Here is a 24053-nt window from a genome sequence, read left to right as displayed (position 1 = left end):
ATGGGATATCTGTTGAAATTTCTTGACATTTTCAGATGGAAAAAGCATTATGGAAGGGAATGGGGAATACAGAAAATATTTATGGATTTTATAAAAGAAAGGATGAACAGGATCATGAGTAAAGTGTATATTTTTTTCGCAGATGGTTTTGAGGATATTGAAGGACTGACAGTGGTAGATCTGATGAGAAGAGCCGGGATCGACATCCAGACAGTATCTATCAAAGAGACAAAAGAGATCAGAACCTCTCATGGGATCGATCTTCTTACAGACCGTACCTTTGGAGAATGTGATTTTTCCGATGCGGATATGCTTGTAATTCCGGGAGGAATGCCGGGAACAAAATATCTGGAGGAATATAAACCGCTGACTGAACTTCTGACAGATTTCTATCAGAAGGGCGGCAAGGTAGCAGCTATCTGTGCGGCACCAGGTGTATTCGAAAGACTTGGATTCCTGAAAGGCAGAAATGCTACATCTTATCCATCTGTTATGGAACAGCTTAAAAGTGCCAGAACATCTCTGAAGCCTGTAGTGGTAGATGGAAATGTAACTACCAGCAGAGGCCTTGGAACAGCCATCGACTTCAGCCTTTCCCTGATCGGACAGCTGGAGGGAAGCGCAAAGGCAGAAGAGATTGCTGAATCGGTGGTGTATGTAAGATCATGAAAAAAGAGATGAAACAGATCCTGTGGGTAGTGACGCTTCTTGTTATACTGATGACAGCCACAGGACATTTGGTGTCAGCTGCCGGCTTTGACTGGTCGGATGGTACATACGGGAACGCCTGCAAAAAGATGTATTCCGTATCTTTCAGGTCAGGCAGAGGAGTCTCCTCTGCTGTATATGAAAAATTGGGAAAGAAACAGAAATCTGGTTCCATGATCACGATTCCCAAAGTGCCGCAGGTCCCAGCAGGATATCAGGCAGAGGGATGGTCTCTGAAAAAAGGAGGAACGGAGGCAAGATATAAGCCGGGAAAAAAATATTTTGTAAGAAGAAATGTAACGTTTTATGCAGTGATAAAAAAGAAGAACAATCTCAAACTGATCCTGCACAGGAATGACGGAGATATCTACAAGATCATACGGGTTCCAAGCGGAAAACTGAAACTGCCGGTGATGGCCAATGAAGAGAATTCTACATTCCTTGGATGGTCCACCCGAGCAGGTCAGAAGACCTCGCCAAGGTATGAAGCCGGACAGGTGATCACAGTCAGTGGGACCATGCATCTCTATGCAGTTAGATTCTGGCGTTATCAGGAACCGAATCTGGTCAGGAACAGCTTTCATTATCCTGAGAACTACGAAAGGATCATCTTCGTGGGAGATTCCAGGACATATGGTCTTCAGAAGGTATTGTACGAACAGTTTGGGGAGGAGTATGTGGACAGCCATGTCAGCTTTGTATGCTGTTCTAATACGGAACTGGACTGGCTGAAGTTGACGGGCGCACAGGCTCTTTTGAAAGAAATAGAAAAATATCGTAAAAATGAAAAATACGCAAAGATCGCGGTGGTGTTTAATCATGGTGTCAACGATCTCAGAGGTATTAAAGGAAAACAGGATCTGAATGATAAACTCTCACAGTACGGGTCTTACATGAAAAAGCTGGGAACAAAGCTTTCCATGAAAAACTGCAGTCTGTATTATATGTCTGTGAATCCGATCAATGGAGGGGAAAGGGGAAGTACCCGGAATCGTAAATGTGGGGATATCCGGGCTTTTAACAGCGGTCTTGCCAGTAAGCTTGGAAGTCAGTACCACTATATCGATGTTTACAGTTATCTGATGCGGACAGGATATGGTACTGTATCCAATACGGGAGACGGTACAGACGATGGTGTTCATTATACGCCCGGAACTTATAAAAGAATTTTTGCATTTTGTCTTGCTTACATAAGAAAAACAGAAAATTACTTTGATATTGAGGAAATACACCGCACGGATTTTGGCGATTAGCATAAGTTCTGTGCATTGCGAAGTGCGTTGCTGAGAACGAAGTGAGCAGTGACAAATGCCCTGTGTGGGCATATGGAAAACTGAAAAAAATACTGGCGTTTTTACAGTGGTTATGCTATACTACAGAAATGACTGTAAATATATAATGCGAGTGTTAACTATTTTATATAAGGTATTTACTCGATATGATTAAGGAGGAACAAGAAACATGAGTTTACAGGTGGAGAAAATGGAGAAAAACATGGCGAAACTTACAATCGAGGTTTCCGCCGAGGATCTTGACAAAGCAATGCAGAATGCATATCAGAAAGCAAAAGGCAGAATTTCTATTCCGGGATTCCGTAAAGGAAAAGCTCCAAGAAAAATGATCGAGCAGATGTACGGAAAGGGAGTATTCCTTGAGGACGCTGCAAACGCTCTGATCCCTGAGCATTACAGCAAAGCACTTGCTGAGTGTGATCTTGAGATCGTTTCCCAGCCTAAGATCGATGTAACACAGGTTGAGCCTGGCAAACCATTTATCTTTACAGCAGAAGTAGCTACTAAACCAGAGGTGACTCTCGGTGACTATAAAGGACTTGAGGTTCCGAAGTCTGAGACAGAGGTAACAGACGAGGAAGTCGAGGCTGAGCTTAAGAAAGAGCAGGAGAAAAACTCCAGAACGATCACAGTTGAGGATCGTGCAGCACAGAACGGCGATACAGCAACTATCGATTTCGAGGGCTTCGTAGACGGTGAGGCATTCGAGGGCGGTAAAGGAACAGACTATCCGCTGACACTTGGTTCCAACACCTTCATCCCGGGATTCGAGGAGCAGCTTGTTGGTGCTAACACAGGTGATCACGTAGAAGTTAAGGTTACATTCCCAGAGGAGTATCAGGCAAAAGAGCTGGCTGGCAAAGAAGCTGTATTCCAGTGCGATGTTAAGAAGATCGAAGCAAAAGAGCTTCCGGAGCTTGACGACGACTTTGCTAAGGATGTATCTGAGTTTGATACACTTGCTGAGTACAAGGAAGACGTTAAGAAGAACCTGACAGAGAAGAAAGCAGAAGACGCACGTCGTGCAAAAGAAGACGCAGCAGTAGATAAAGCGATCGAGAATGCACAGATGGATATTCCGGAGGCAATGATCGAGACACAGACACGTCAGATGCTTGACGATTTCGCAAGAAGAATGCAGTCTCAGGGTCTTTCCATGGAGCAGTACTTCCAGTTCACAGGTCAGAGTGTTGACAAGATGATGGAAGACATGAAGCCACAGGCTCTTAAGAGAATCCAGACAAGACTTGTTCTTGAGAAGATCGCTGAGGTAGAGAACATCCAGCCAACAGAGGATGAGGTTAACGAAGAGATCTCCAAGATGGCAGAGATGTACAAGATGGAAGCAGACAAATTAAAAGATCTCATCGGTGAGAACGAGATGGAGCAGATGAAGAAAGATATGGCTGTTCAGAAAGCTGTTACATTAGTTGCCGATGCAGCTGTAGAGGCGTAATAAACCTCGGAAATGGAGGGCAAAATGAGTTTAGTACCTTACGTCATTGAGCAGACCAGCAGAGGAGAAAGAAGTTACGATATCTATTCAAGACTTCTTAAGGACCGAATCATTTTCCTTGGAGAAGAGGTAAACGATGTCAGTGCGAACCTGATCGTTGCGCAGCTTCTCTTCCTGGAAGCAGAAGATCCTTCCAAGGATATCCAGCTTTATATCAACAGCCCGGGTGGTTCTGTAACTGCCGGAATGGCAATTTATGATACAATGCAGTATATTAAGTGCGATGTATCTACGATCTGCCTTGGAATGGCAGCCAGCATGGGAGCTTTCCTCCTGTCCTCCGGTGCCAAAGGCAAGAGATATGCACTGCCGAATTCGACGATCATGATCCATCAGCCATCAGGCGGTGCACAGGGGCAGGCTACAGAAATCCAGATCGTAGCTGACCAGATCGCAAAAACCAAAAAGAAGCTGAACGAGATTCTTTCTGCGAATACCGGACAGCCTCTTGAGATTGTGGAAAAAGATACTGACCGTGACAACTATATGACAGCGGAAGAAGCTAAGGCATACGGCCTGATCGACGGTGTTGTGATCCACAAATAATGCGTAAGAAAAGACTCCTGTAAAGACACAGGAGTCTTATCTTGCTTTAAAAAGGAATTTTAAATGTCTGCGAGAGACGGACATTTACGTTTAGAAAGGAAACAAAAAGATATGGCAGATAAAGTAAAAGAAGGAAAGGTAAGATGCTCCTTTTGCCATAAGACTGAAGATCAGGTACGCAAGCTGATCGCAGGTCCGGATGGAGCATATATTTGTGATGAATGTATCGGGATCTGCTCCGAGATCATGGAAGAAGAATTCAGTATGTATGATCATGAGGCAGATTATGAAACAGGGATCAACCTTCTGAAACCGGAAGAGATCCACAGTATCCTGGATGAGTATGTGATCGGACAGGATGATGCCAAGAAGGCACTTTCCGTAGCTGTTTACAATCATTACAAGAGAATTCTTGCTTCAAGAAACCTGGACGTGGAGCTGCAGAAGAGTAATATCCTGATGCTTGGTCCGACCGGTTCCGGTAAGACACTTCTTGCACAGACACTGGCAAGACTGCTGAATGTTCCCTTTGCCATCGCAGATGCCACTACTCTCACAGAGGCGGGCTATGTTGGCGAGGATGTTGAGAACATTCTTCTGAAGATCATTCAGGCAGCCGATTACGATATTGAGCGTGCTCAGTACGGAATCATTTATATCGATGAGATCGATAAGATCACAAGAAAATCCGAGAATACATCAATCACCAGAGATGTGTCCGGTGAGGGCGTACAGCAGGCACTTCTGAAAATTCTGGAAGGAACCGTTGCAAGCGTACCTCCTCAGGGAGGAAGAAAGCATCCTCATCAGGAATTTATCCAGATCGATACTACAAACATCCTGTTTATTTGCGGTGGTGCCTTTGACGGACTGGAGAAGATTATCGAGGCAAGACAGGATACCAAATCCATTGGTTTCGGAGCGGAGGTTTCCGAGAAGGAAGACCGCAATGTGGGCGAGGTTCTGAAGGAGGTTATGCCGGAGGACTTTATTAAATTCGGTCTGATCCCGGAGTTTATCGGACGAGTTCCGGTCGTGGTAACCTTGGATTCTCTGGATGAAGAAGCGTTGATCCGTATTCTGAAGGAGCCTAAGAATTCCCTCACAAAGCAGTATGACAAGCTTTTTGAGCTGGATGGCGTGAAGCTTGAGTTCCAGGATGAAGCACTTGAGACAGTTGCCCGGAAATCTCTTGAGAGAAAAACAGGTGCCAGAGGACTTCGTGCTATCATGGAGCATACCTTGATGGATCTGATGTACAAGACACCATCTGACGACACCATCCGTAAGTGTATCGTTACAAAAGAGGCAGTGGAGGGAACCGGAGAGCCGGAGATCATCCACGGGGAGGCCAAGGCTCCTGCAAAAAAAGCAGGACGCAAAACATCCCGTTCGAGAAAGAAAGGCAAGCCGGAAACAGCTTGATGAAGGGAATGACATAAATGACAAATCAGGTCAATATATTGCCAATGATCGCTCTCCGTGGGACCACAGTCCTTCCGGATATGATCGTACACTTTGATGTGAGCAGAGAGAAATCTATCCGTGCCGTGGAAGCAGCCATGCTCCATGATCAGAAGATCTTTCTGCTGACACAGAAGGATCCTGAGGTGGAAATACCGGAACTTACGGATCTGTATCAGGTAGGAACCGTCGCTTATATCAAGCAGGTGGTGAAGCTTCCGCAGGATCTTTACCGGGTTCTGGTAGAGGGACTGGACAGGGCAGAGGTTCTGGGCCTGGAGCAGGAGGAACCATATCTGAAGGCGGAATGCGAGATCGTTACGGCGCAGGAAGAGGATTACCCGGAACCGGTAAAGGACGCCATGCTTCGCAGCATCCGGGAGCTTTTTCAGAGATACTGCAGAGAAAGTGGAAAAGTAAGCAAGGATCTGGTAACCCAGATTATGAACATCGAAGATGTGCAGGAAACCATCGACCAGATCGCAGTAAATCTTCCGATGGCGTATCAGAACAAGCAGAAGCTTCTGGAAGCAGTGTCTTTGAATGACCGTTATGAGATCCTTGGAGCGCTTCTTGGCAGCGAGATCGAGGTGATCCATATCACCAAAGATCTTCAGCGCAAAGTGAAATCCCATATCGACAAGAATCAGAGAGAGTATATCCTCCGTGAACAGCTGAAAACCATCCGTGAGGAGCTGGGTGAGGAGAATACTGCAGATGATATCGATGAATTAAAAAAACAGCTGAAGGAGCTGGATGCATCTGATGAAGTAAAAGAGAAGATTTCCAAGGAGATCAGCCGTTTTAAAGGAATGGCAGCCAGTGCCGCAGAGGCAACGGTGCAGAGAGGCTATCTGGAAACCGTTCTTGCACTTCCGTGGAATAAGAAATCCGAGGATTCCGAGGATCTTGAGAACGCATGGAAGGTTTTGGAAGAGGGGCATTACGGACTGAAAGAGGTCAAAGAGCGTATCATGGAATTCCTTGCTGTACGTAAGCTGACCCACAAGGGAAAGAGTCCGATCCTCTGTCTGGTGGGACCTCCGGGAACCGGAAAAACTTCCATTGCACGTTCTGTGGCAGAGGCCATGAACAAGAAATATGTCCGCATCTGTCTTGGAGGTGTCCGTGATGAGGCAGAGATCCGTGGCCACAGAAAGACTTACGTCGGTGCCATGCCAGGAAGGATCACAGTCGCACTGAAGGAAGCCGGAGTCAGCAACCCGCTGATGCTTCTTGATGAGATCGACAAGACCAGCAGCGATTATAAGGGAGATACCTCCGCAGCACTTCTGGAGGTTCTGGATCCGGAGCAGAACAGTAAGTTCAATGATCACTATGTGGAGATTCCCCAGGATCTTTCCGAGGTACTGTTTATTGCTACTGCAAATGATGTTCAGGGAATCCCGAGACCTCTTCTTGACCGTATGGAGCTGATGGAAATCCCGGGATATACGGAAAATGAGAAGGAACATATCGCAAGGGAACATCTGATCCCGAAGCAGATGGAGATCAACGGTATTCCGGAAGGCAAGCTGGTGATCCAGCCGGCAGCTCTTGGCAAGCTGATCAACAACTATACCAAGGAAGCGGGAGTCCGTTCTCTGGAGAGAAGCATCGGACGTATCTGCAGAAAAACTGCACGTGCTATCATGGAAGAGGGTAAGGATAAGGTAGTTGTCACATCCAGAAATATTTCCAGATTCCTTGGCAAAGAACGATATAACTATCTGATGGCCAATGAGAAGGATGAGATCGGGATCGCCCGCGGTCTTGCATGGACACAGGTAGGCGGTGATACCCTGCAGATCGAGGTCAATATCATGCCCGGAAAAGGCGAGCTGCTTCTTACCGGACAGCTTGGAGATGTGATGAAGGAATCTGCACAGGCAGGTATCAGCTATATCCGTTCGGTTTCTGACCAATATGAGATCGACCCGGAATTTTTCCAGAAGCATGATATGCATGTACATATCCCGGAGGGTGCCGTTCCGAAGGATGGCCCGTCTGCAGGTATTACAATGGCAACTGCCATGCTGTCTGCAATTATCGAAAAACCGGTACGTGCGGATCTTGCCATGACCGGTGAGATCACCTTAAGAGGCCGTGTACTTCCGATCGGCGGACTGAAAGAGAAGCTGCTTGCAGCTAAATATGCCAGAATCAAAGAAGTCCTTGTTCCGGAGAAAAATCGTCCGGATATCGAGGAGATGGACAGAGAGATCATCCAGGGACTGAATATCCGGTTTGTGGATAACATGAAAGAAGTTCTCGGTGAAGCTCTTGCATAAAAAAACAGAAAAACCCTGCCCTGACCTTCAGGACAGGGCTTTTAAAAGAAAAGGGAGGAATAACGAATGGTAATCAAAAACGTATCGCTGGATATCGTCTGCGGCATCACAAGCAAGATCCCGGACACAGGAAGGCCGGAGGTAGCTTTTGCGGGAAAATCAAATGTAGGGAAATCCTCCCTGATCAATGGTCTGATGAACCGCAAGGCCCTGGCAAGAACCAGTGCACAGCCGGGAAAAACACAGACGATCAATTTTTATAATATTAATGAAGTAATGTATCTCGTAGACCTGCCGGGCTACGGCTACGCCAAGGTCTCTGCAGCAGAGAAGGAAAAATGGGGAAAAATGATCGAGGGCTATCTCCATAATTCCAAAGAACTCCGTGCGGTTTTTCTCCTGGTGGATATCCGTCACAAGCCTTCAGCCAATGACAAGCAGATGTATGACTGGATCTGCCACAACGGATATGAGCCGGTGATCATCGCGACCAAGCTTGACAAGCTGAAACGCAGCCAGGTGGCAAAAAGCCTGAAGGAAATCCGCATCGGACTGGGCCTCCCGAAAGAGGGAAAGATCCTTCCGTTTTCTGCGGAGACAAAGCAGGGAAGAGACGAGATATGGGCACTGATCGATGAGTTGACCGGCCTTGGTGAACCGGCAGCTACAGAGGATTAAGGAGAGCAGAAAAGATGGGAATTATCAAGGCGCTCAAGCTGGGATTTGACTATCAGAGATACGATGATGACGGCAATGTGGTAGACATGCAGCGTGCAGTCAATGATGTGAACCTGGACATTGAAGCAGGAGAATTTGTGGCAGTTCTGGGACATAACGGATCCGGAAAATCCACACTGGCGAAGCATATGAATGCGCTTCTGATCCCAACAGAGGGAACGATGCTGGTGGACGGGATCGATACCGCCAGAGAGACCAAACTCTGGAAGGTACGCCAGAAGGCAGGAATGGTATTTCAGAATCCGGATAACCAGATCATAGGAACCGTTGTGGAAGAGGACGTAGGCTTTGGCCCGGAAAACATGGGAGTTCCTACAGATGATATCTGGAAACGTGTGAATGACAGCCTGGAAAAAGTCGGTATGACAGCCTACCGTTATCAGTCCCCAAACAAGCTTTCCGGAGGGCAGAAGCAGAGAGTGGCTATTGCAGGCGTGATGGCCATGCGCCCGCGGTGCATCATCCTGGATGAGCCTACCGCCATGCTGGATCCTAACGGAAGAAAGGAAGTCCTGGAGGCAGTGCGGGAGCTGAACCGTAGGGAAAAGGTAACAGTCATTCTGATCACCCATTACATGGAGGAAGTGATCCATGCTGACCGTGTCTACGTCATGGACAGCGGAAATGTTGTGATGCAGGGAAATCCTAAAGAGATTTTTTCCCAGGTGGATACCCTTAAGGCGTATGGACTGGATGTACCACAGGTAACACTTCTTGCATATGAACTGAAGAAATCCGGCGTGGATGTTCCGGATGGAATACTGACTACAGAGGAGCTGGTGAGCGCATTATGTCAATCGAATTAAAAAATGTAACTTATACCTACAGCCCCGGGACAGCCTATGAGAGCCATGCGCTGAAGGATGTCAGCCTTGTGATTCCGGACGGCCAGTTTATCGGGATCATCGGACACACAGGAAGCGGAAAATCCACGCTGATCCAGCATCTGAATGCGCTGGTACAGCCAACATCCGGCCAGGTTCTGTATAACGGAGAAGATGTGTGGGCTGAGAAATATGACCGGAAACAGCTCCGAAGCGAGGTTGGTCTGGTGTTCCAGTACCCGGAGCATCAGCTGTTTGAAAATGATGTGATCTCTGATGTATGCTTTGGCCCCATGAATCAGGGACTTTCCAGGGAAGAAGCAGAGAAAGAAGCGAAGCAGGCTCTGATTCAGGTTGGGGTAAAAGAATCCAATTTCAAGAAATCACCCTTTGAGCTTTCCGGAGGCCAGAAAAAAAGGGTAGCTATTGCAGGGGTTCTTGCAATGAATCCGAAGATCCTGATTCTGGACGAGCCCACAGCAGGGCTTGATCCGAAGGGCAGGGATGATATCCTGGATCAGATCGCAGAGCTTCATAAGGTGCGAGGGATAACCATTGTTCTGGTTTCTCACAGCATGGAGGATATTGCGAAATATGTGGAGCGTCTCATTGTTATGAACCACGGAGAAGCTGTATTTGATGATGAACCGAAGAAGGTTTTTTCACATTATAAGGAACTGGAAACCATGGGACTTGCCGCACCGCAGATCACTTATATCATGCATGCGCTGAAGGAACATGGGCTGCATGTGGATGCAAATGCCACAACGGTGGAGGAAGCCAGAGACAGCATCCTTGCCGCACTTGCGCAGGCAAACTCTCCATTACTGAACAAAGGAGGGGCGGAAAAATGATCAGAGATATTACTATCGGTCAGTATTATCCGGCCAAATCCGTTCTTCACAGACTGGACCCACGGACCAAATTTCTGGGAACTCTGGGATTTTTGATCTCTGTGTTCCTGTTCCATACATTTCTCGGATATGCGGTGGCAACAGTATTTCTGGTTGCTATGATCGCAATATCCAAGGTTCCGGTGAAATTCATGTTCAAGGGTCTGAAGGCTATCGTTATGATCCTTCTGATCACGGTTGTGTTCAATATCATCCTGACGCCTGGCGAAGTGCTGTGGCGTTTCGGGATCATCAAGGTCACAAGGGAAGGCCTTGTTCTTGCAGGAAGAATGGCGATCCGTCTTGTTTACCTTGTGATCGGTTCTTCCATCATGACATTGACTACCACGCCGAATCAGCTGACAGATGGTCTGGAGAGACTGCTCCGTCCGCTGAACAAGATCCGGGTGCCGGTACATGAGATCGCCATGATGATGTCTATTGCTCTTCGCTTTATTCCAATCCTTCTGGAGGAGACGGATAAGATCATGAAAGCCCAGATCGCCAGAGGTGCAGATTTCGAAAACGGAAACCTGATCCAGAAGGCGAAAAACATGGTTCCTCTTCTTGTTCCGTTATTTATTTCTGCTTTTCGCCGTGCCAATGATCTGGCCATGGCAATGGAAGCCAGATGTTATCATGGTGGTGACAACAGAACCCAGATGAAGCCTCTGCATTACGAAAAAAGAGATTATGCGGCCTATGGGATCCTTGTGGTATATCTTGCTGTGGGGGTTGCATTCCGCGTGGCAGGACTGTAACCGAATCCTGCAGGTACTTAGACATGGAACGGTCCGAAGCGTTGCATTTTGCATAGCGGAACTGTAACCGAATCAGGCAGGCATTTTGCAGGACGGTATGTCTGTTTTGGGATGGGAAGTACTGCAGGGATGTCTGTATCAGGAGGGAATATATTATATGAAACGAGTAGGACTTGTTGTAGCTTATGATGGAACCAAGTACTCAGGCTGGCAGACACAGCCAAATGGAATCACCATTCAGGGCGTTTTAAACGATACCTTAAGTGAGCTTCTGGGAGAAAAGATCGAGACGATCGGCGCAAGCCGCACAGACGCAGGGGTTCATGCACTTGGAAATGTGGCGGTTTTTGACACCGAATCCAGAATACCCGGAGAAAAATTTTCTTATGCATTGAACCAGAGACTTCCGGAGGATATCCGTATTCAGCTGTCTGAGGAGGTGGAGCCGGATTTTCATCCCCGTTACTGTGACAGTGAAAAAACATATGAATATCGTATCCTGAACCGGAAGTTTCCGGTGCCAACGGAGCGTTTGTACTCTTATTTTTACCATTACAAGCTGGATGTGGATAAGATGAAGGAGGCTACCTCATATCTGATCGGACGCCATGATTTTGCCAGCTTCTGCGGCTCCGGCGCACAGGTGAAGACCACCATCCGTACCGTGACCTCCATGGATGTGTGGAGAGATGGTGATATGGTGACCATCCGCATTTCAGGAACAGGTTTCCTTTACAATATGGTGCGTATTATTTCAGGAACTCTGATCGAGATCGGGAACGGACAGTATCCGCCGGAACGTATGGATAAGATTTTAAAAGCCTGTGACCGCGGGGCAGCAGGTCCCACAGCACCGGCGCAGGGGCTGACATTGATGGGAATCGAGTTTTTCTGAAAACAGGAATTTTGTTGAAAATTACAAGAAAAAACAGTTGACAGGCAAGGTGCCTTATAATATAATAACTCAATGTGACGTAGTGCGAAGATGCTTGAGCCAATAGCCCCGGCGACGGCATTTTATCAGCGGTTTCGGACATTTCCGCGATTTATTTTGCACCCGCGTTTCCATTTACTTTTTTTCGCGGAAGTACCGCGGTTTGAGAAACATTATCGTTGATAAATAACAGGAGGTAGGACCATGCAGACTTATATGGCTAATCCGGATAAAATCGAAAGAAAATGGTATGTAGTTGACGCAGAGGGTTGCACTCTGGGACGTCTGGCATCCGGTGTTGCAAGTGTTTTAAGAGGAAAGAACAAACCTCAGTTTACACCGCACGTTGACACAGGAGATTATGTAATCGTTGTAAACGCTGATAAGATCAAAGTTACAGGCAAGAAGCTTGAGCAGAAGATTTATTATAACCACTCCGACTATGTTGGTGGAATGAAAGAAACCACATTAAAAGAAATGTTAGCAAAGAAACCTGAGAAGGTTATCGAGCTCGCAGTTAAGGGAATGCTTCCGAAAGGACCTCTTGGAAGAGCTATGAACAAGAAACTTTTCGTATACGCAGGACCAGAGCACAAACATGAGGCTCAGAAGCCTGAAGTTTTAACATTTTAATAGGAGGTAGAAAACATTGGCTAGCGCAAAATTCTACGGAACAGGAAGAAGAAAGAAATCAATCGCAAGAGTTTACCTGGTACCTGGAACAGGTAAAATCACTATCAATAAAAGAGACATCGATGAGTACTTCGGACTTGAGACTCTGAAAGTTATCGTTCGTCAGCCACTGGCTTTAACAGAGACAGAGGGCAAATTCGACGTGATCGTTAACGTTCACGGCGGTGGATACACAGGACAGGCTGGAGCAATCCGTCATGGTCTTTCCAGAGCACTCCTTGAGGCAGACAAAGACTACAGACCGGCTCTTAAAGCTGCTGGATTCCTTACACGTGATCCACGTATGAAAGAGCGTAAGAAATACGGTCTCAAAGCAGCTCGTCGCGCTCCGCAGTTCAGCAAACGATAATTCCAATCGAATACGGAAATTTATTAAAACCTCGGAAAGCCTTGATTTTCCGGGGTTTTTTATATCTGAAATTTCTAAAATTTTCTAAAAAGGGGTCGATTTTGAAGTGTAGAACACACGTAGCGCACAAAACACTTTAAAAAATATATTGAGTATATTGCAAAGAAAAATTGTGTATGATATAATGCCAGTAGGCAAAAGAAATAATAAGTCCATGAGGACAAAAAGAATGAAGCCCCCAGTACCGCGAATACTGAGGGCTTCTTCTTATTTTTTATAGTGGACAAGAAACCACTAGGTCAGTGCTGTCCTTACTTGTCGCCGTCTAACCATTTGATGATGTAGTGGCAGGCTACACCAGCCATGCAGGAGACAAAGAAAGAAATAATAAATTCCATGAGGTTCACCTCCTCCCGTTGCCGGGTTTCGGTTGGACAACAATAGTATTATAGCATAGAACAATACGGACGGGAAGCAAATATATTTGCCCTTTATGGCAGTGTATTTGCAGGAACGGTGTAGCGCCGAAAAAATTGAAAGCAATGTATGAGACACTTTAATAGATATTTGATCAGACAAGGACTCTGATCGGACGAATGGGAGGTATGCTTCATGCCGTTACAGATTATCAGAAACGATATTACAAAAATGCGCGTTGACGCAATCGTCAATGCTGCCAACACTTCTCTTTTGGGCGGCGGTGGTGTGGACGGCTGCATTCATCGTGCCGCTGGACCGGAACTGCTTGCAGAATGCAGTACGCTGCATGGCTGCGAGACTGGCAGCGCAAAAATCACAAAGGGATATCGCCTGCCCTGCAAATATGTGATTCATGCAGTCGGCCCGCGCTGGCGAGATGGCAAGCATCAGGAACAACAGCTTCTGGAATCCTGTTATCGGACATCTTTGAACCTGGCAAAAGAAAATGGCTGTCAGGCGGTGGCTTTTCCGCTGATTTCCTCCGGCATCTACGGCTATCCAAAAGACCAGGCTCTGAAGGTTGCAGTCGATACCATCAGTGCATTCTTACTGGAAAATGAGATGATGGTCTACATCGTTATCTTTGATAAGAAGGCATATCAGATTAGCGGAAAACTGTTTGCTGATATCGCGGCGTACATAGATGACTGGTATGTGGATGAACATACCGACAGTCGAGTAGAACAGAGACGGCGGCTTGAAGCGTTGTCAGAGGAATCCTGCTTTGAAGCTGCATCTGCCCCGCTGCCGTCCGAAGCAATCTGTAAATCTTGCAGCAGTCAATCTCTGGAGGAGGCACTGGGGCAGATTGATGAGAGCTTTTCGGAAATGCTGCTGCGGAAGATTGACGAAAGCGGCATGACGGATGTTCAGTGCTACAAGAAGGCAAACATTGACCGGAAGCTCTTTTCCAAAATTCGCTCTGATAAATTCTATAAGCCATCCAAACCAACAGTGCTGGCATTTGCTCTCGCTTTGGAGCTGCCGCTTGCCCAGATGCAGGAGATGCTCGGCAAGGCAGGATTTACCCTTTCCCATTCGAGCAAATTCGATATCATTGTAGAATATTTTGTCGAACGGGGAAACTACAATGTGTATGAAATTAACGAGGCATTGTTTGCTTTTGACCAGAGCCTGATCGGGGCATAAGGACAAAGAAATGTCGTTTTCTATGCGACCACTTCACAAAAGAAAATCGCTATATTATGGCTGTAAGGTACGAAACCGAGTAGCCATAATCTTTTGGGAGGACAAGCATATGAGAAAAAATTTAACAGAGATCGTTTTTATCTTAGACCGCAGCGGTTCCATGAGCGGATTGGAACGGGATACCATCGGCGGATTCAATTCCATGATTGAGCAGCAGAAAAAAGCAGAGGGCGAAGCACTGATCTCAACGGTGCTGTTTGACAATGTGAGCGAAGTCCTGCACGACCGTGTAAATGTAAAGGATATCCGACCGATGACTGACCGTGACTACATAGTTCGCGGATGCACAGCACTCTTAGATGCCATCGGCGGTGCGATTCATCACATTGGAAATGTTCATAAGTACGCACGACCGGAAGATGTCCCAGAGCACACCATGTTCGTAATCACTACGGACGGAATGGAAAATGCCAGCCGCCGGTACAACAGCGAAAAAGTGAAGCAGATGATCGAGCGGCAGAAAGCGAAATACGGTTGGGAGTTTTTGTTCCTTGGTGCCAATATTGACGCAGTAGAGACTGCAAGCCAGTTCGGAATCGGTGCAGATCGTGCAGTCAACTATCAGTGCGATAGTGAAGGAACCGCGTTGAATTATGAGGTGGTCAGCGAAGCAATCAGCTCTGTCCGGTGCAGTGCCCCGCTGAGCGCAGACTGGAAAAAGCGTATAGACGAGGACTACAAAAAGCGTGGAGGCCGCAAGCACAAGTAAATGTTTTTTGAAGCCGGGGTGATGATTCACTCCGGCGTTTTCTTTGGCAGGAACTGCCGTTAAAGCATCCGGAACGGGCGCAAGACGTCCGGTGGACGTCTGCTTTGCGCGGACCGGAGTGGAACGGAGACGTGCAGCTCGATGCCACAGGCAGCGTTCTATGGGGATTGGGGGCGCACGAGGTCCGGTGGACCTCGGTTTTGCGCGGACCGGAACGGAGTGGAGACTTCCCCAACAAGCAGAAAATCGCTTTCGTGTCACGAAAGCCCTGCTTGCAGAAGAGCGAGGTGCACAAAATATTGAGCACGAGGAAGGGTCTTTGACTTGATTTTCCGCGAGGTTTGGAGTAAAATTATTGTGATTACTTGTGGAAATTGCTCGAATTAGATCGGAGAATTGCATGGGCTATTTATCAATCAGACAGACAGCGGAAAAATGGAACCTTTCGGCAAGATGGATCAGTGATCTTTGTAAAGCCGGACGAATTCCCGGAGCAACAAAAATCGGTTCATACTGGGCGATTCCAGCGGATGCGGAAAAGCCAGCTGACGCAAGAATCAAGAGTGGTCGCTACGTGAAGAAAAAAGAAAACGAAGAAAGGGGTCGTACCAATGGCTGCAATCAATGATTTAATTAGTCAGATCCAAGATGAGACTCTTCGAAATAGAATTCAGGAAGAAGTGAGTAAAATGGCCAAGCAGAAGAAATTCGGCTTGGTCTTTGAAGAACATATGCCGGAAAGCACGCCTCTCTATGATATGCCTATCAAAAGAGGCTGTAATGTTATGCTCCGGGACAGCAAGGATGACAAAGCTATCTATGTTGTGCTGAAGGTTGAAGGCGATACTGCTGTTTGCGTTAAACCGGAACAGAAAGATGAAGCGGTCACCTTTGAGCTGAAGGATATCGTTCGTGTTGCGGAATTTGGAGAATCCATCTATCCCTATCTGAAACCGTTGGATTCAGTTTGCAATGCACCGGATAGCAATCTTTGGCACACGCTGATTGAAGCGGACAACTATCATGCCCTGCAACTGTTGGAATACCTGTACGCAGGCAAGGTGGACTGCATCTACATCGATCCGCCCTACAATACCGGAGCAAAAGACTGGAAATACAACAACGACTATGTGGACGGCAATGACGCTTATCGCCACAGCAAATGGCTTTCTTTCATGGAGCGCCGCCTGAAACTCGCTAAGAAGCTGTTGAATCCGGCAGATTCTGTTTTGATTGTCACTATTGATGAAAAAGAATATCTGCACCTTGGTTGCCTGCTAGAGGAAATGTTCCCAGAGGCAGAAATTCAAATGATATCATCTGTAATCAATCCTAAAGGGTCTGCTAGAACAGGTCGATTTTCAAGAGTTGATGAATATCTATTCTTTGTATTTATTGGAACGGCTGAAGTATATCCTTGCGCATCAGATATGCTACGAGAAGTCGAATCTAATAACCGAAGTGTCAGATGGGCTGGGCTTATGAGGAACGGCGAGGGATCAACTAGAACCAGAATTCCTAGTCTTTTTTATCCGATTTTTATAGATAAGGATACTGGAAAATATCATTCCGTAGGAGAGCCACTCGCACCAGACGCCAATAGAACCGAAGTCATTTGCCCAGAAAATACTATTGCAATGTTTCCTGTTAGTGGGTCAGGGCAGGAATTGCAATGGAGATTGTATCCACCTTCTTTCAGAAAGTATCTCGAAAAAGGTTATATCAAATTTGGAAAAAGAAACGTAGATGGAAAAAGATCAGTTTCTTATTTGCAAGACGGAATGATCAAAAAGATCGAAAATGGACAGATTGCAATCACAGGCAAAACGGACGAAGGCACACTAGAACTGGAATATGCTGATTCCATCGGAACAAGAAAACCAGTAACTATATGGAATACGGTATCTCATTCGGCAAGTGAACATGGAAGCACTTTCATCAAAAATATACTCGCAGCTCGAAAATTTGCATATCCAAAATCGGTATATGCGGTTCACGATTCCATACGTTTTGTGACAAAGGATAAGCTCAATGCCCTAATCGTTGACTTTTTCGCAGGTAGCGGCACGACTATGCACGCCGTAAATCTGCTCAACGCCGAGGATGGCGGGCACAGACGCTGCATTATGGTGACCAACAATGAGGTCTCCGCAGATGAAGCGAAGATGTTGAAAGACAAAGGCTATCAGCCCGGCGATGCGGAATGGGAAAAACTCGGCATCGCCCACTATGTTACTTGGCCGCGCACGGTCTGCTCCATTAAGGGACAAGATGTAAATGGCAATCCCCTCAAGGGCGATTATCTTGGTAGCGAGCCTCCGATGCATATGGCAGACGGTTTCAAGGCAAATGCAGCATTCTTCAAACTTGGCTTCCTAGATCCGACGGCGGTTTCTCTCGGTATGCGTTTTTCGGAAATGCTGCCTACGTTGTGGTTGAAAACTGGTGCAAAAGGAAAATGCCCGGAATTAACCGGAGAGCAAGTTCCGGACATGCTGATCTTGCCGGAGAATCAATTTGCGGTCTTGATTAACGAGAATTCATTTGCCGATTTTGCAGAAAAGCTTGCAGAACATCCTGAAATCCAAACCGTATTCTTGGCAACCGATTATGAAGTGAATTATCAATCGATGGTAAAAAATCTGAATGTCACAGAGGCGTATCAGCTTTACCGGGATTACTTGGATCACTTCCGCATGAACAGAGGGAGAAACTAAGAATGATTTGTGAATTATTTCCATTTCAAAAACAGGCGGTCAATGAAATGCGCCTCCGCGTGGCGATGGCGCTGAATAACTATCGCATGCTGAAGATCCCTCAGGTGGTTTCGCTCCAGGCACCAACGGGTTCTGGCAAAACGATTATCATGTCTGCTCTGATTGAAGATATCTTTTACGGTTCAGAGCAGTTTACTGAACAGCCGGAGGCTATTTTTGTATGGCTTTCGGATTCTCCACAGCTGAATGAGCAGTCTAAACAGAAGATCGAGCTGAAGGCGGATAAGATCCGTATGGATCAGTGTGTAGTGATTTCGGATGAATCTTTCGACCGAGAGATTCTGGAGGACGGTCATATCTATTTTCTGAATACGCAGAAGCTTGGCAAGGCCGGTAATCTGAGCCGTCATTCGGATACGCGACAGTATACGATTTGGGAGACCATTGAAAATACTGCAAGAGAAAAAGCTGATCGTCTGTATTTCATTATTGATGAGGCACACCGCGGTATGCAGGGACGCCAGGCGGGAACGGCAACTACCATCATGCAGCGATTTATCAAGGGAAGTAGCGAACAGAATCTGTCGCCCATTCCGGTCGTCATCGGAATGAGCGCGACCGCCGAACGTTTTAATTCCCTTGTAGGACAGGCAACAAATTCTACATTGCATAAGGTTATTATTTCCCCGGCTCAAGTTCGCCAATCTGGATTGCTCAAAGATCGTATTGTAATCACTTATCCGGAAGATCCAATTAAACACGGTGACATGGCCGTTCTCCAGGCTGCAACAGACGAATGGCAGGATAAGTGCAAGCACTGGTATCAGTATACCTATGAGCAGCACTACACCAATGTAAATCCGGTGTTTGTTATCCAAGTCTGCGCTGGTTCCGGTACGAAAGTATCTGACACCGATCTGGACGATGTAATTGCGAAAATCGAAGAACGTATGGGCGATAGCTTCAAGGAAAATGAAGTTGTGCATACTTTCGGTTCAACAGGCACATTGTCGATTCACGGATTGACCGTGCCGCATATCGAGCCATCCGAGATCGCAGAAGATCGCCGCATTCGTGTTGTCTTATTTAAGGAAAATCTGTCCACTGGCTGGGACTGCCCTCGTGCAGAAACTATGATGTCCTTCCGGCGAGCGGAAGACGCAACCTATATTGCGCAGCTGCTCGGACGTATGGTTCGTACACCGCTTCAGTGTCATGTTCTCGTGGATGACTCCTTAAATGATGTGCGGCTATTCCTTCCGTATTTCAACCAGGATACCGTCCAAAAGGTTATTGATGAATTGCAGGCAACCGAAGGTGGAGAGATTCCGACAGTTGTCGATGGTGAATCTCTTGAGGAGCAGAACTATGATACATGGTCGGTTCACAACCAGCGAAAGAAAACGCAAAAACTGACGGTGGGGCAGTTGAGCATATTTGATTATCCGAATGGCTTCCAAGAAGAGCCTGCTGTGGCATCTTCCACAGCAGTTGGCGATATGCCAAATTCTGGAGTTGTGGCAGTGAACCAAGGTAGAGTAGATTCAGAACTTCCCGCAGAAGGACAACACCAGACGATTCCACTGGAAACAGTGCCTAGAAACGATGTGCATGCAGGTCAAGAAATTGAGAGAACCAGTGAAGGTGACCAATCTGAGAAAAAAGAGCAGCCAGTGCTAACACCGGCTGTATCGCAGATGTCGATGCTTCCAACAATAGATCGTGAAGGAATTACAAAGTTCATCAATGAACAGGGATATCTGACTTATATCGTCCGTGCGGTAAAAATCAATAGTTATTTGAAGTCTTTGATGAGCTTGGCAGGGCTGTTATCGCAGTTCAATATCTGTATTACGGCGGCTGAGGATGTGAAAAACGATGTTGCTGAACTTATCCGCAACTATGTGAACGGTTTGCATGATGCTGGAAAATATGACGAGCTTACAAAGCAAGTCATGGAGATGAAACTGTCTGTTCAGATATTCGATGTTTTCGGTGAGAAAATACAAAGCGATAACCAGATAGATATGTTTACTGCATCCGAGTCTGACCTTGATCGTCAGCTAAGAGTAGCAGACGCAAAAATGGGTGGATGTGGTTTCCACTTGGCATATGGGCGTAAATATATCGACTTCGACAATCCGAACGCCTTTAAGGTGGATTGTATTCTGTTCGCATTCGACAGCGAGTGTATTGCGGAATTAAATAAATACGCTGAGAAGAAGTTCCATGAATTGAACGACCAGTATCGTAAATATATTGTAGCTAAACCGGAGAAGTGTCAAAAGCAGTATAGCGATATTGTTGCTAACGGCGATGAAATCAGTAAGCACAACTTTACTCTTCCGGAGACAATCAGTGCCAAGGTTGAAGCAGATGGAATAAAGTACACGGATCATCTTTTTGCCAATGCAGATGGAATAGCAAAAATTAAGTTGAATGGCTGGGAACAGGCTGTTTTGGCAGAAGAGCAAAAACGAGAGGATTATGTTTGCTGGCTGCGTAATCCGTCCCGACAGTCTTGGTCACTGCGGATGCCTTATGAAATGGACGGGAAATGTAAGGAGCTTTATCCGGATTTCATCATTGTTCGCCAAGATCCAATTCTCAAGTACATCGTTGATATTTTGGAACCTCACAATCCGGATTTCAAGGATAACTTGGGCAAAGCTAAGGGACTTGCAAACTATGCTGCAAATGAACCAAGAATTGGCAGAGTGCAGCTGATACGTATTGGAAAAGACGCAGCAGGAGAAAATCGCTTTAAGCGGTTAGATCTTGCAAAAGGCAGTATCCGCAATAAGGTGCTTGCCGCAATCAGTACGGATGAGTTAGACCATATTTTTGACACAGACGGTGTGTTTGAAGACTAAATTAATTACACAGATAGGGGTTCATCATGGAACGTATCAACGCCACAACAGGCTCTTACAATTTTATAGATTTATTTGCAGGAGCTGGTGGATTGTCCGAAGGCTTCATCCAAGCGGGCTTTTCACCTGTAGCGCATGTGGAGATGAACCCATATGCTGCTCAAACATTGGAAACACGAACGGGATACTATTATCTCAAAGCACAAGGAAAACTTGATATCTACAAGGATTATATTAGCGGAAAAATCACCCGCGACGAATTTCTGCAACATATTCCCGAGGAGCAGCTACAATCCGTATTTTGTGAAACGATGTCAAATGAAACTCTTCCAAGGTTATTTGAAAATATAGATAGGATCCTTACGCAAAGAGGCATCAAGCAAGTAGATGTCATTATTGGTGGACCGCCTTGCCAGGCATATTCTTTGGTGGGAAGGGCGCAAAGCAAGCATATGGAAACACCGATGTCAGCGGATCCTAGAAATGATCTCTATAAGTTGTATGCGAGATTCCTTCAGAAATATCATCCAAAGATGTTCGTTTTTGAGAATGTTATGGGAATCAAGTCAGCAAACAGTGGTGCAACCTGGCTGAAAGTCCAGGAAGCGCTGCGTTCCGTTGGCTATGAGATTGAATGCCATGAGCAAAATTCAAAGAATTTTGGTGTGCTGCAAAACCGAAGAAGAATGATCATTGTCGGGTGGCTGAAGAATAGCGGGCTTTCTTATCCGCAGTTTGAGCAGACAATAGCGGATGCTACGGTTAACGATATTCTCAGTGATCTGCCAGCGTTGCAGCCAGGAGGGAAATCGGGTGAATACAGATCAGATGATTTCAGCGATTATTTAAGAAGCACTGGAATCCGCAAGGATTCTGACATTCTGACGCATCATTGCGCAAGACCCAATAAAGACAGGGACATTGAGATTTATCGGCGTACAATTGAACTCTGGAATGATGGGCACAAACGTCTGAACTATAATGATTTGCCGGATGAACTGAAGACACACAAAAACCGAAAATCGTTTCTGGATCGATTTAAAGTTGTAGAGGGAGACGAGGCGTACTGCCACACCATGTTGGCTCATATCTCAAAAGATGGACATTACTTTATTCATCCGGATATTGAGCAACACCGTTCGATTACTGTCCGGGAGGCCGCTCGCATCCAATCGTTTCCGGATGATTATTTCTTTGAAGGCCCGAGAACGGCTCAATTTGTACAGATAGGCAATGCCGTTCCTACGTTAATGGCTAAAGGCATCGCAGAAGGAATCGCCAATGAATTAAGTAAGGAGGGTATCGATGGAAAGCAATCTCCTACTTGAACAATATAGCTGGTATAAGAAGCAACAATTGGCCAAGGCTCCATTTGAATGTCTACTGAATGCGGATATTGAGCCAAATCCCCATCAGGTCAATGCCTTTTGTGCGGCCATTCAAGCATTAAAGACAGGTGGCATCATTCTGGCAGATGAGGTTGGTCTGGGAAAAACAATCGAGGCTGGGTTGGTGCTTAATTATATTCTGGACAACGGAGCAAAAAAAGTGCTGATTTCGCTTCCTGCTACTTTGAGAAAACAATGGGAAGTAGAGCTTTTGGAGAAGTTTGGACGCCAAGCTGTTATTCTGGATCGGTACACGGTTGAGCATGATCTTGCCAATGTGCAAACTCACCTTGGAAACGCAGATGAGGTTAGTATTGTCATTGCTTCTTATGATTATTCATCGAAACTAATTAAGCGTTTTCCCCATGTCAAATGGGACTTCCTGATTATTGATGAGGCTCATAATCTGCGGAATGTTTTTCATGGCACAAAGCGGGCAAAAAATCTATATGATTTGACACATGGGATTCCTAAAATTCTTTTGACTGCTACGCCATTACAGAATTCCCTTACAGATCTTCATGGACTGGTTTCCTTTATCGATCCACGTATTTTCGGGTCAGAAAAGGTTTTCAACCGTCGATTTGTGGATGGCTGTGATTATGAGGAATTGAAACAGGAACTTCTTCCAGTGTTATATCGCACCCTTCGACGCGATGTCGGAAAATACATGGCCTTCAGCAAGAGAACCTGTATTACGGTCGATTTCCATTTGAGTGCAGAAGAAAAAGAACTCTATGATGTGACCAATGATTTTCTGCGTCGTGATCCGCTGTATTCTATTCCGAATGCGAATCGTGGGCTGATTATTCTTGTTATTCGAAAGTTGCTTGCATCTTCTAGCTTTGCTTTGATAGAGACCTTTGAAGTATTAGAAAAACGTCTTGAAAAACTCTATGAAGGTACTAAATCTGCTTATGCCCAGGAGGGCTTCGATTTGTTCTGGGGGTTTGTAGAAGATGAAATCGATGAGGATGGTTTCAACGAATACGATGATGAAGAAACAGCAGAGAAGAAACAGGCTATTCAGGCTGAGCTCAAGATTGTAAGACATATTCTTGAAATGGCAAGGGCTATAAAGACGAATGCAAAGATCGCCGCGTTGAGGGAAGCACTGAAATCTGCATTTGACCACCAGATTTCTGAGGGATTGAATCAGAAGGCTGTTGTCTTTACAGAGTCTAAGCGAACACAGAAATATATAGCCGCAGAACTAAGAAGATCTGGCTATAGCGAGGAAGATATCCTTCTCTTTAATGGTGACTTTGATGATGCTATGACGAAGGAAATCTTTCGAACATGGCAGGTCAAGAATTTTGGTAAAACAAACTATGGCAGAAGTGTGGAATATAAGCACGCAATTGTCGATTATTTCAAGAGTCATGCCAAGATTTTGATTGTTACAGATGCTGGTTCAGAAGGTCTAAATCTACAGTTTTGTAACACAATTATCAACTATGACTTGCCTTGGAATCCGCAGAAAATTGAGCAGAGAATTGGACGTTGGTCTCATTCCCTTATATGCATGTTTGTTCCAATGTGAAATGTGGGAGAATATTTGATTTAAGAGAGAATTTTGACCTAGATCGATATCTGAAGTTTGGTGTAACTTGTCCGGAATGTCATAGACAGGCTTATCCTTCTCGTTTTATTACTATTTGTGAGAAC

20 protein-coding genes are annotated in these 24053 nt (G+C 45.9%); all 20 read left to right on the top strand.

Going from position 1 to position 24053, the window contains the following annotated elements; translation table 11 throughout:
* The first annotated feature begins 111 nt into the window (after positions 1–111).
* The 20 genes from MUB50_RS10240 (at position 112) to drmD (ending at position 23928) form a co-directional block, all read left to right on the top strand.
* A complete protein-coding gene (locus MUB50_RS10240) occupies positions 112–669 on the top strand; it encodes a DJ-1 family glyoxalase III (protein ID WP_118512982.1) in 558 nt (185 codons plus the stop codon).
* The gene (locus tag MUB50_RS10235; protein WP_244790684.1) at positions 666–1961 is read left to right on the top strand and encodes an InlB B-repeat-containing protein; all 1296 of its coding nucleotides are present in this window, start codon (positions 666–668) and stop codon (positions 1959–1961) included. The genes MUB50_RS10240 and MUB50_RS10235 overlap by 4 nt, the downstream gene beginning before the upstream one ends.
* Positions 1962–2169: 208 nt before the next feature.
* Positions 2170–3456: a trigger factor gene (tig, locus tag MUB50_RS10230; RefSeq protein WP_118512920.1), complete on the top strand. Its 1287-nt coding sequence runs from the start codon at positions 2170–2172 to the stop codon at positions 3454–3456.
* Between the two features lie 24 nt (positions 3457–3480).
* Positions 3481–4062: an ATP-dependent Clp endopeptidase proteolytic subunit ClpP gene (clpP, locus tag MUB50_RS10225; RefSeq protein ID WP_015527365.1), complete on the top strand. Its 582-nt coding sequence runs from the start codon at positions 3481–3483 to the stop codon at positions 4060–4062.
* Between the two features lie 111 nt (positions 4063–4173).
* Positions 4174–5487 carry an ATP-dependent Clp protease ATP-binding subunit ClpX gene (gene clpX, locus MUB50_RS10220; RefSeq protein ID WP_118512919.1) on the top strand — a complete coding sequence of 438 codons (1314 nt, stop codon included), beginning with the start codon at positions 4174–4176 and terminating at the stop codon, positions 5485–5487.
* 17 nt (positions 5488–5504) lie between these two features.
* Positions 5505–7817, top strand: a complete 2313-nt coding sequence (gene lon, locus MUB50_RS10215; protein WP_118512918.1) for an endopeptidase La — start codon at positions 5505–5507, stop codon at positions 7815–7817.
* Between the two features lie 66 nt (positions 7818–7883).
* The gene (gene yihA / locus MUB50_RS10210; protein ID WP_118512917.1) at positions 7884–8495 is read left to right on the top strand and encodes a ribosome biogenesis GTP-binding protein YihA/YsxC; all 612 of its coding nucleotides are present in this window, start codon (positions 7884–7886) and stop codon (positions 8493–8495) included.
* 14 nt (positions 8496–8509) lie between these two features.
* Positions 8510–9361, top strand: coding sequence for an energy-coupling factor transporter ATPase (locus MUB50_RS10205; RefSeq protein WP_118625065.1), 852 nt, complete (start codon positions 8510–8512; stop codon positions 9359–9361).
* On the top strand, positions 9346–10233 hold the full coding sequence (locus MUB50_RS10200; protein ID WP_118512915.1) for an energy-coupling factor transporter ATPase: 888 nt from the start codon (positions 9346–9348) through the stop codon (positions 10231–10233). Before MUB50_RS10205 ends, MUB50_RS10200 begins: the two co-directional genes overlap by 16 nt.
* Positions 10230–11033 carry an energy-coupling factor transporter transmembrane component T family protein gene (locus MUB50_RS10195; RefSeq protein WP_118625063.1) on the top strand — a complete coding sequence of 268 codons (804 nt, stop codon included), beginning with the start codon at positions 10230–10232 and terminating at the stop codon, positions 11031–11033. The genes MUB50_RS10200 and MUB50_RS10195 overlap by 4 nt, the downstream gene beginning before the upstream one ends.
* Positions 11034–11190: 157 nt before the next feature.
* Entirely contained in the window at positions 11191–11928 is a 738-nt protein-coding gene (truA, locus tag MUB50_RS10190) for a tRNA pseudouridine(38-40) synthase TruA (protein WP_015527358.1), read from the top strand.
* Positions 11929–12171: 243 nt separating this feature from the next.
* On the top strand, positions 12172–12600 hold the full coding sequence (gene rplM / locus MUB50_RS10185; protein ID WP_021650595.1) for a 50S ribosomal protein L13: 429 nt from the start codon (positions 12172–12174) through the stop codon (positions 12598–12600).
* A 16-nt stretch (positions 12601–12616) separates the two neighbouring features.
* Positions 12617–13009 (top strand): 30S ribosomal protein S9, encoded by a 393-nt coding sequence (gene rpsI / locus MUB50_RS10180; RefSeq protein WP_059086106.1) that lies wholly within the window; start codon positions 12617–12619, stop codon positions 13007–13009.
* A gap of 612 nt (positions 13010–13621) precedes the next feature.
* Positions 13622–14638, top strand: coding sequence for an O-acetyl-ADP-ribose deacetylase (locus MUB50_RS10175; protein ID WP_110104171.1), 1017 nt, complete (start codon positions 13622–13624; stop codon positions 14636–14638).
* A 109-nt stretch (positions 14639–14747) separates the two neighbouring features.
* Positions 14748–15407 carry a vWA domain-containing protein gene (locus MUB50_RS10170; RefSeq protein ID WP_118625061.1) on the top strand — a complete coding sequence of 220 codons (660 nt, stop codon included), beginning with the start codon at positions 14748–14750 and terminating at the stop codon, positions 15405–15407.
* Between the two features lie 400 nt (positions 15408–15807).
* A complete protein-coding gene (locus MUB50_RS10165) occupies positions 15808–16035 on the top strand; it encodes a helix-turn-helix domain-containing protein (protein WP_118625059.1) in 228 nt (75 codons plus the stop codon).
* Complete coding sequence (locus MUB50_RS10160) at positions 16019–18124, top strand: site-specific DNA-methyltransferase (RefSeq protein WP_118625057.1); 2106 nt, start codon at positions 16019–16021, stop codon at positions 18122–18124. Before MUB50_RS10165 ends, MUB50_RS10160 begins: the two co-directional genes overlap by 17 nt.
* Positions 18125–18126: 2 nt before the next feature.
* On the top strand, positions 18127–20997 hold the full coding sequence (locus MUB50_RS10155; RefSeq protein WP_118625055.1) for a DEAD/DEAH box helicase: 2871 nt from the start codon (positions 18127–18129) through the stop codon (positions 20995–20997).
* 26 nt (positions 20998–21023) lie between these two features.
* Positions 21024–22325, top strand: a complete 1302-nt coding sequence (locus MUB50_RS10150) for a DNA cytosine methyltransferase (RefSeq protein WP_118625053.1) — start codon at positions 21024–21026, stop codon at positions 22323–22325.
* On the top strand, positions 22303–23928 hold the full coding sequence (gene drmD, locus MUB50_RS10145; protein ID WP_244802540.1) for a DISARM system SNF2-like helicase DrmD: 1626 nt from the start codon (positions 22303–22305) through the stop codon (positions 23926–23928). The genes MUB50_RS10150 and drmD overlap by 23 nt, the downstream gene beginning before the upstream one ends.
* Positions 23929–24053 lie beyond the last annotated feature (125 nt).

Origin of the sequence: Blautia sp. NSJ-140 (assembly GCF_022868965.1) — a bacterium.
Classification (GTDB): domain Bacteria; phylum Bacillota; class Clostridia; order Lachnospirales; family Lachnospiraceae; genus Blautia_A.
Note: the sequence above shows the minus strand (reverse complement) of the source record. Positions and strands in the feature narration are given on the sequence as shown.

Coding starts and splice junctions, on each gene's coding strand:
- MUB50_RS10235 (WP_244790684.1), top strand. CDS start 666: ATGAAAAAAGAGATGAAACAGATCCTGTGGGTAGTGACGCTTCTTGTT.
- tig (WP_118512920.1), top strand. CDS start 2,170: ATGAGTTTACAGGTGGAGAAAATGGAGAAAAACATGGCGAAACTTACA.
- clpP (WP_015527365.1), top strand. CDS start 3,481: ATGAGTTTAGTACCTTACGTCATTGAGCAGACCAGCAGAGGAGAAAGA.
- clpX (WP_118512919.1), top strand. CDS start 4,174: ATGGCAGATAAAGTAAAAGAAGGAAAGGTAAGATGCTCCTTTTGCCAT.
- lon (WP_118512918.1), top strand. CDS start 5,505: ATGACAAATCAGGTCAATATATTGCCAATGATCGCTCTCCGTGGGACC.
- yihA (WP_118512917.1), top strand. CDS start 7,884: ATGGTAATCAAAAACGTATCGCTGGATATCGTCTGCGGCATCACAAGC.
- MUB50_RS10205 (WP_118625065.1), top strand. CDS start 8,510: ATGGGAATTATCAAGGCGCTCAAGCTGGGATTTGACTATCAGAGATAC.
- MUB50_RS10200 (WP_118512915.1), top strand. CDS start 9,346: ATGTCAATCGAATTAAAAAATGTAACTTATACCTACAGCCCCGGGACA.
- MUB50_RS10195 (WP_118625063.1), top strand. CDS start 10,230: ATGATCAGAGATATTACTATCGGTCAGTATTATCCGGCCAAATCCGTT.
- truA (WP_015527358.1), top strand. CDS start 11,191: ATGAAACGAGTAGGACTTGTTGTAGCTTATGATGGAACCAAGTACTCA.
- rplM (WP_021650595.1), top strand. CDS start 12,172: ATGCAGACTTATATGGCTAATCCGGATAAAATCGAAAGAAAATGGTAT.
- MUB50_RS10175 (WP_110104171.1), top strand. CDS start 13,622: ATGCCGTTACAGATTATCAGAAACGATATTACAAAAATGCGCGTTGAC.
- MUB50_RS10170 (WP_118625061.1), top strand. CDS start 14,748: ATGAGAAAAAATTTAACAGAGATCGTTTTTATCTTAGACCGCAGCGGT.
- MUB50_RS10165 (WP_118625059.1), top strand. CDS start 15,808: ATGGGCTATTTATCAATCAGACAGACAGCGGAAAAATGGAACCTTTCG.
- MUB50_RS10160 (WP_118625057.1), top strand. CDS start 16,019: ATGGCTGCAATCAATGATTTAATTAGTCAGATCCAAGATGAGACTCTT.
- MUB50_RS10155 (WP_118625055.1), top strand. CDS start 18,127: ATGATTTGTGAATTATTTCCATTTCAAAAACAGGCGGTCAATGAAATG.
- MUB50_RS10150 (WP_118625053.1), top strand. CDS start 21,024: ATGGAACGTATCAACGCCACAACAGGCTCTTACAATTTTATAGATTTA.
- drmD (WP_244802540.1), top strand. CDS start 22,303: ATGGAAAGCAATCTCCTACTTGAACAATATAGCTGGTATAAGAAGCAA.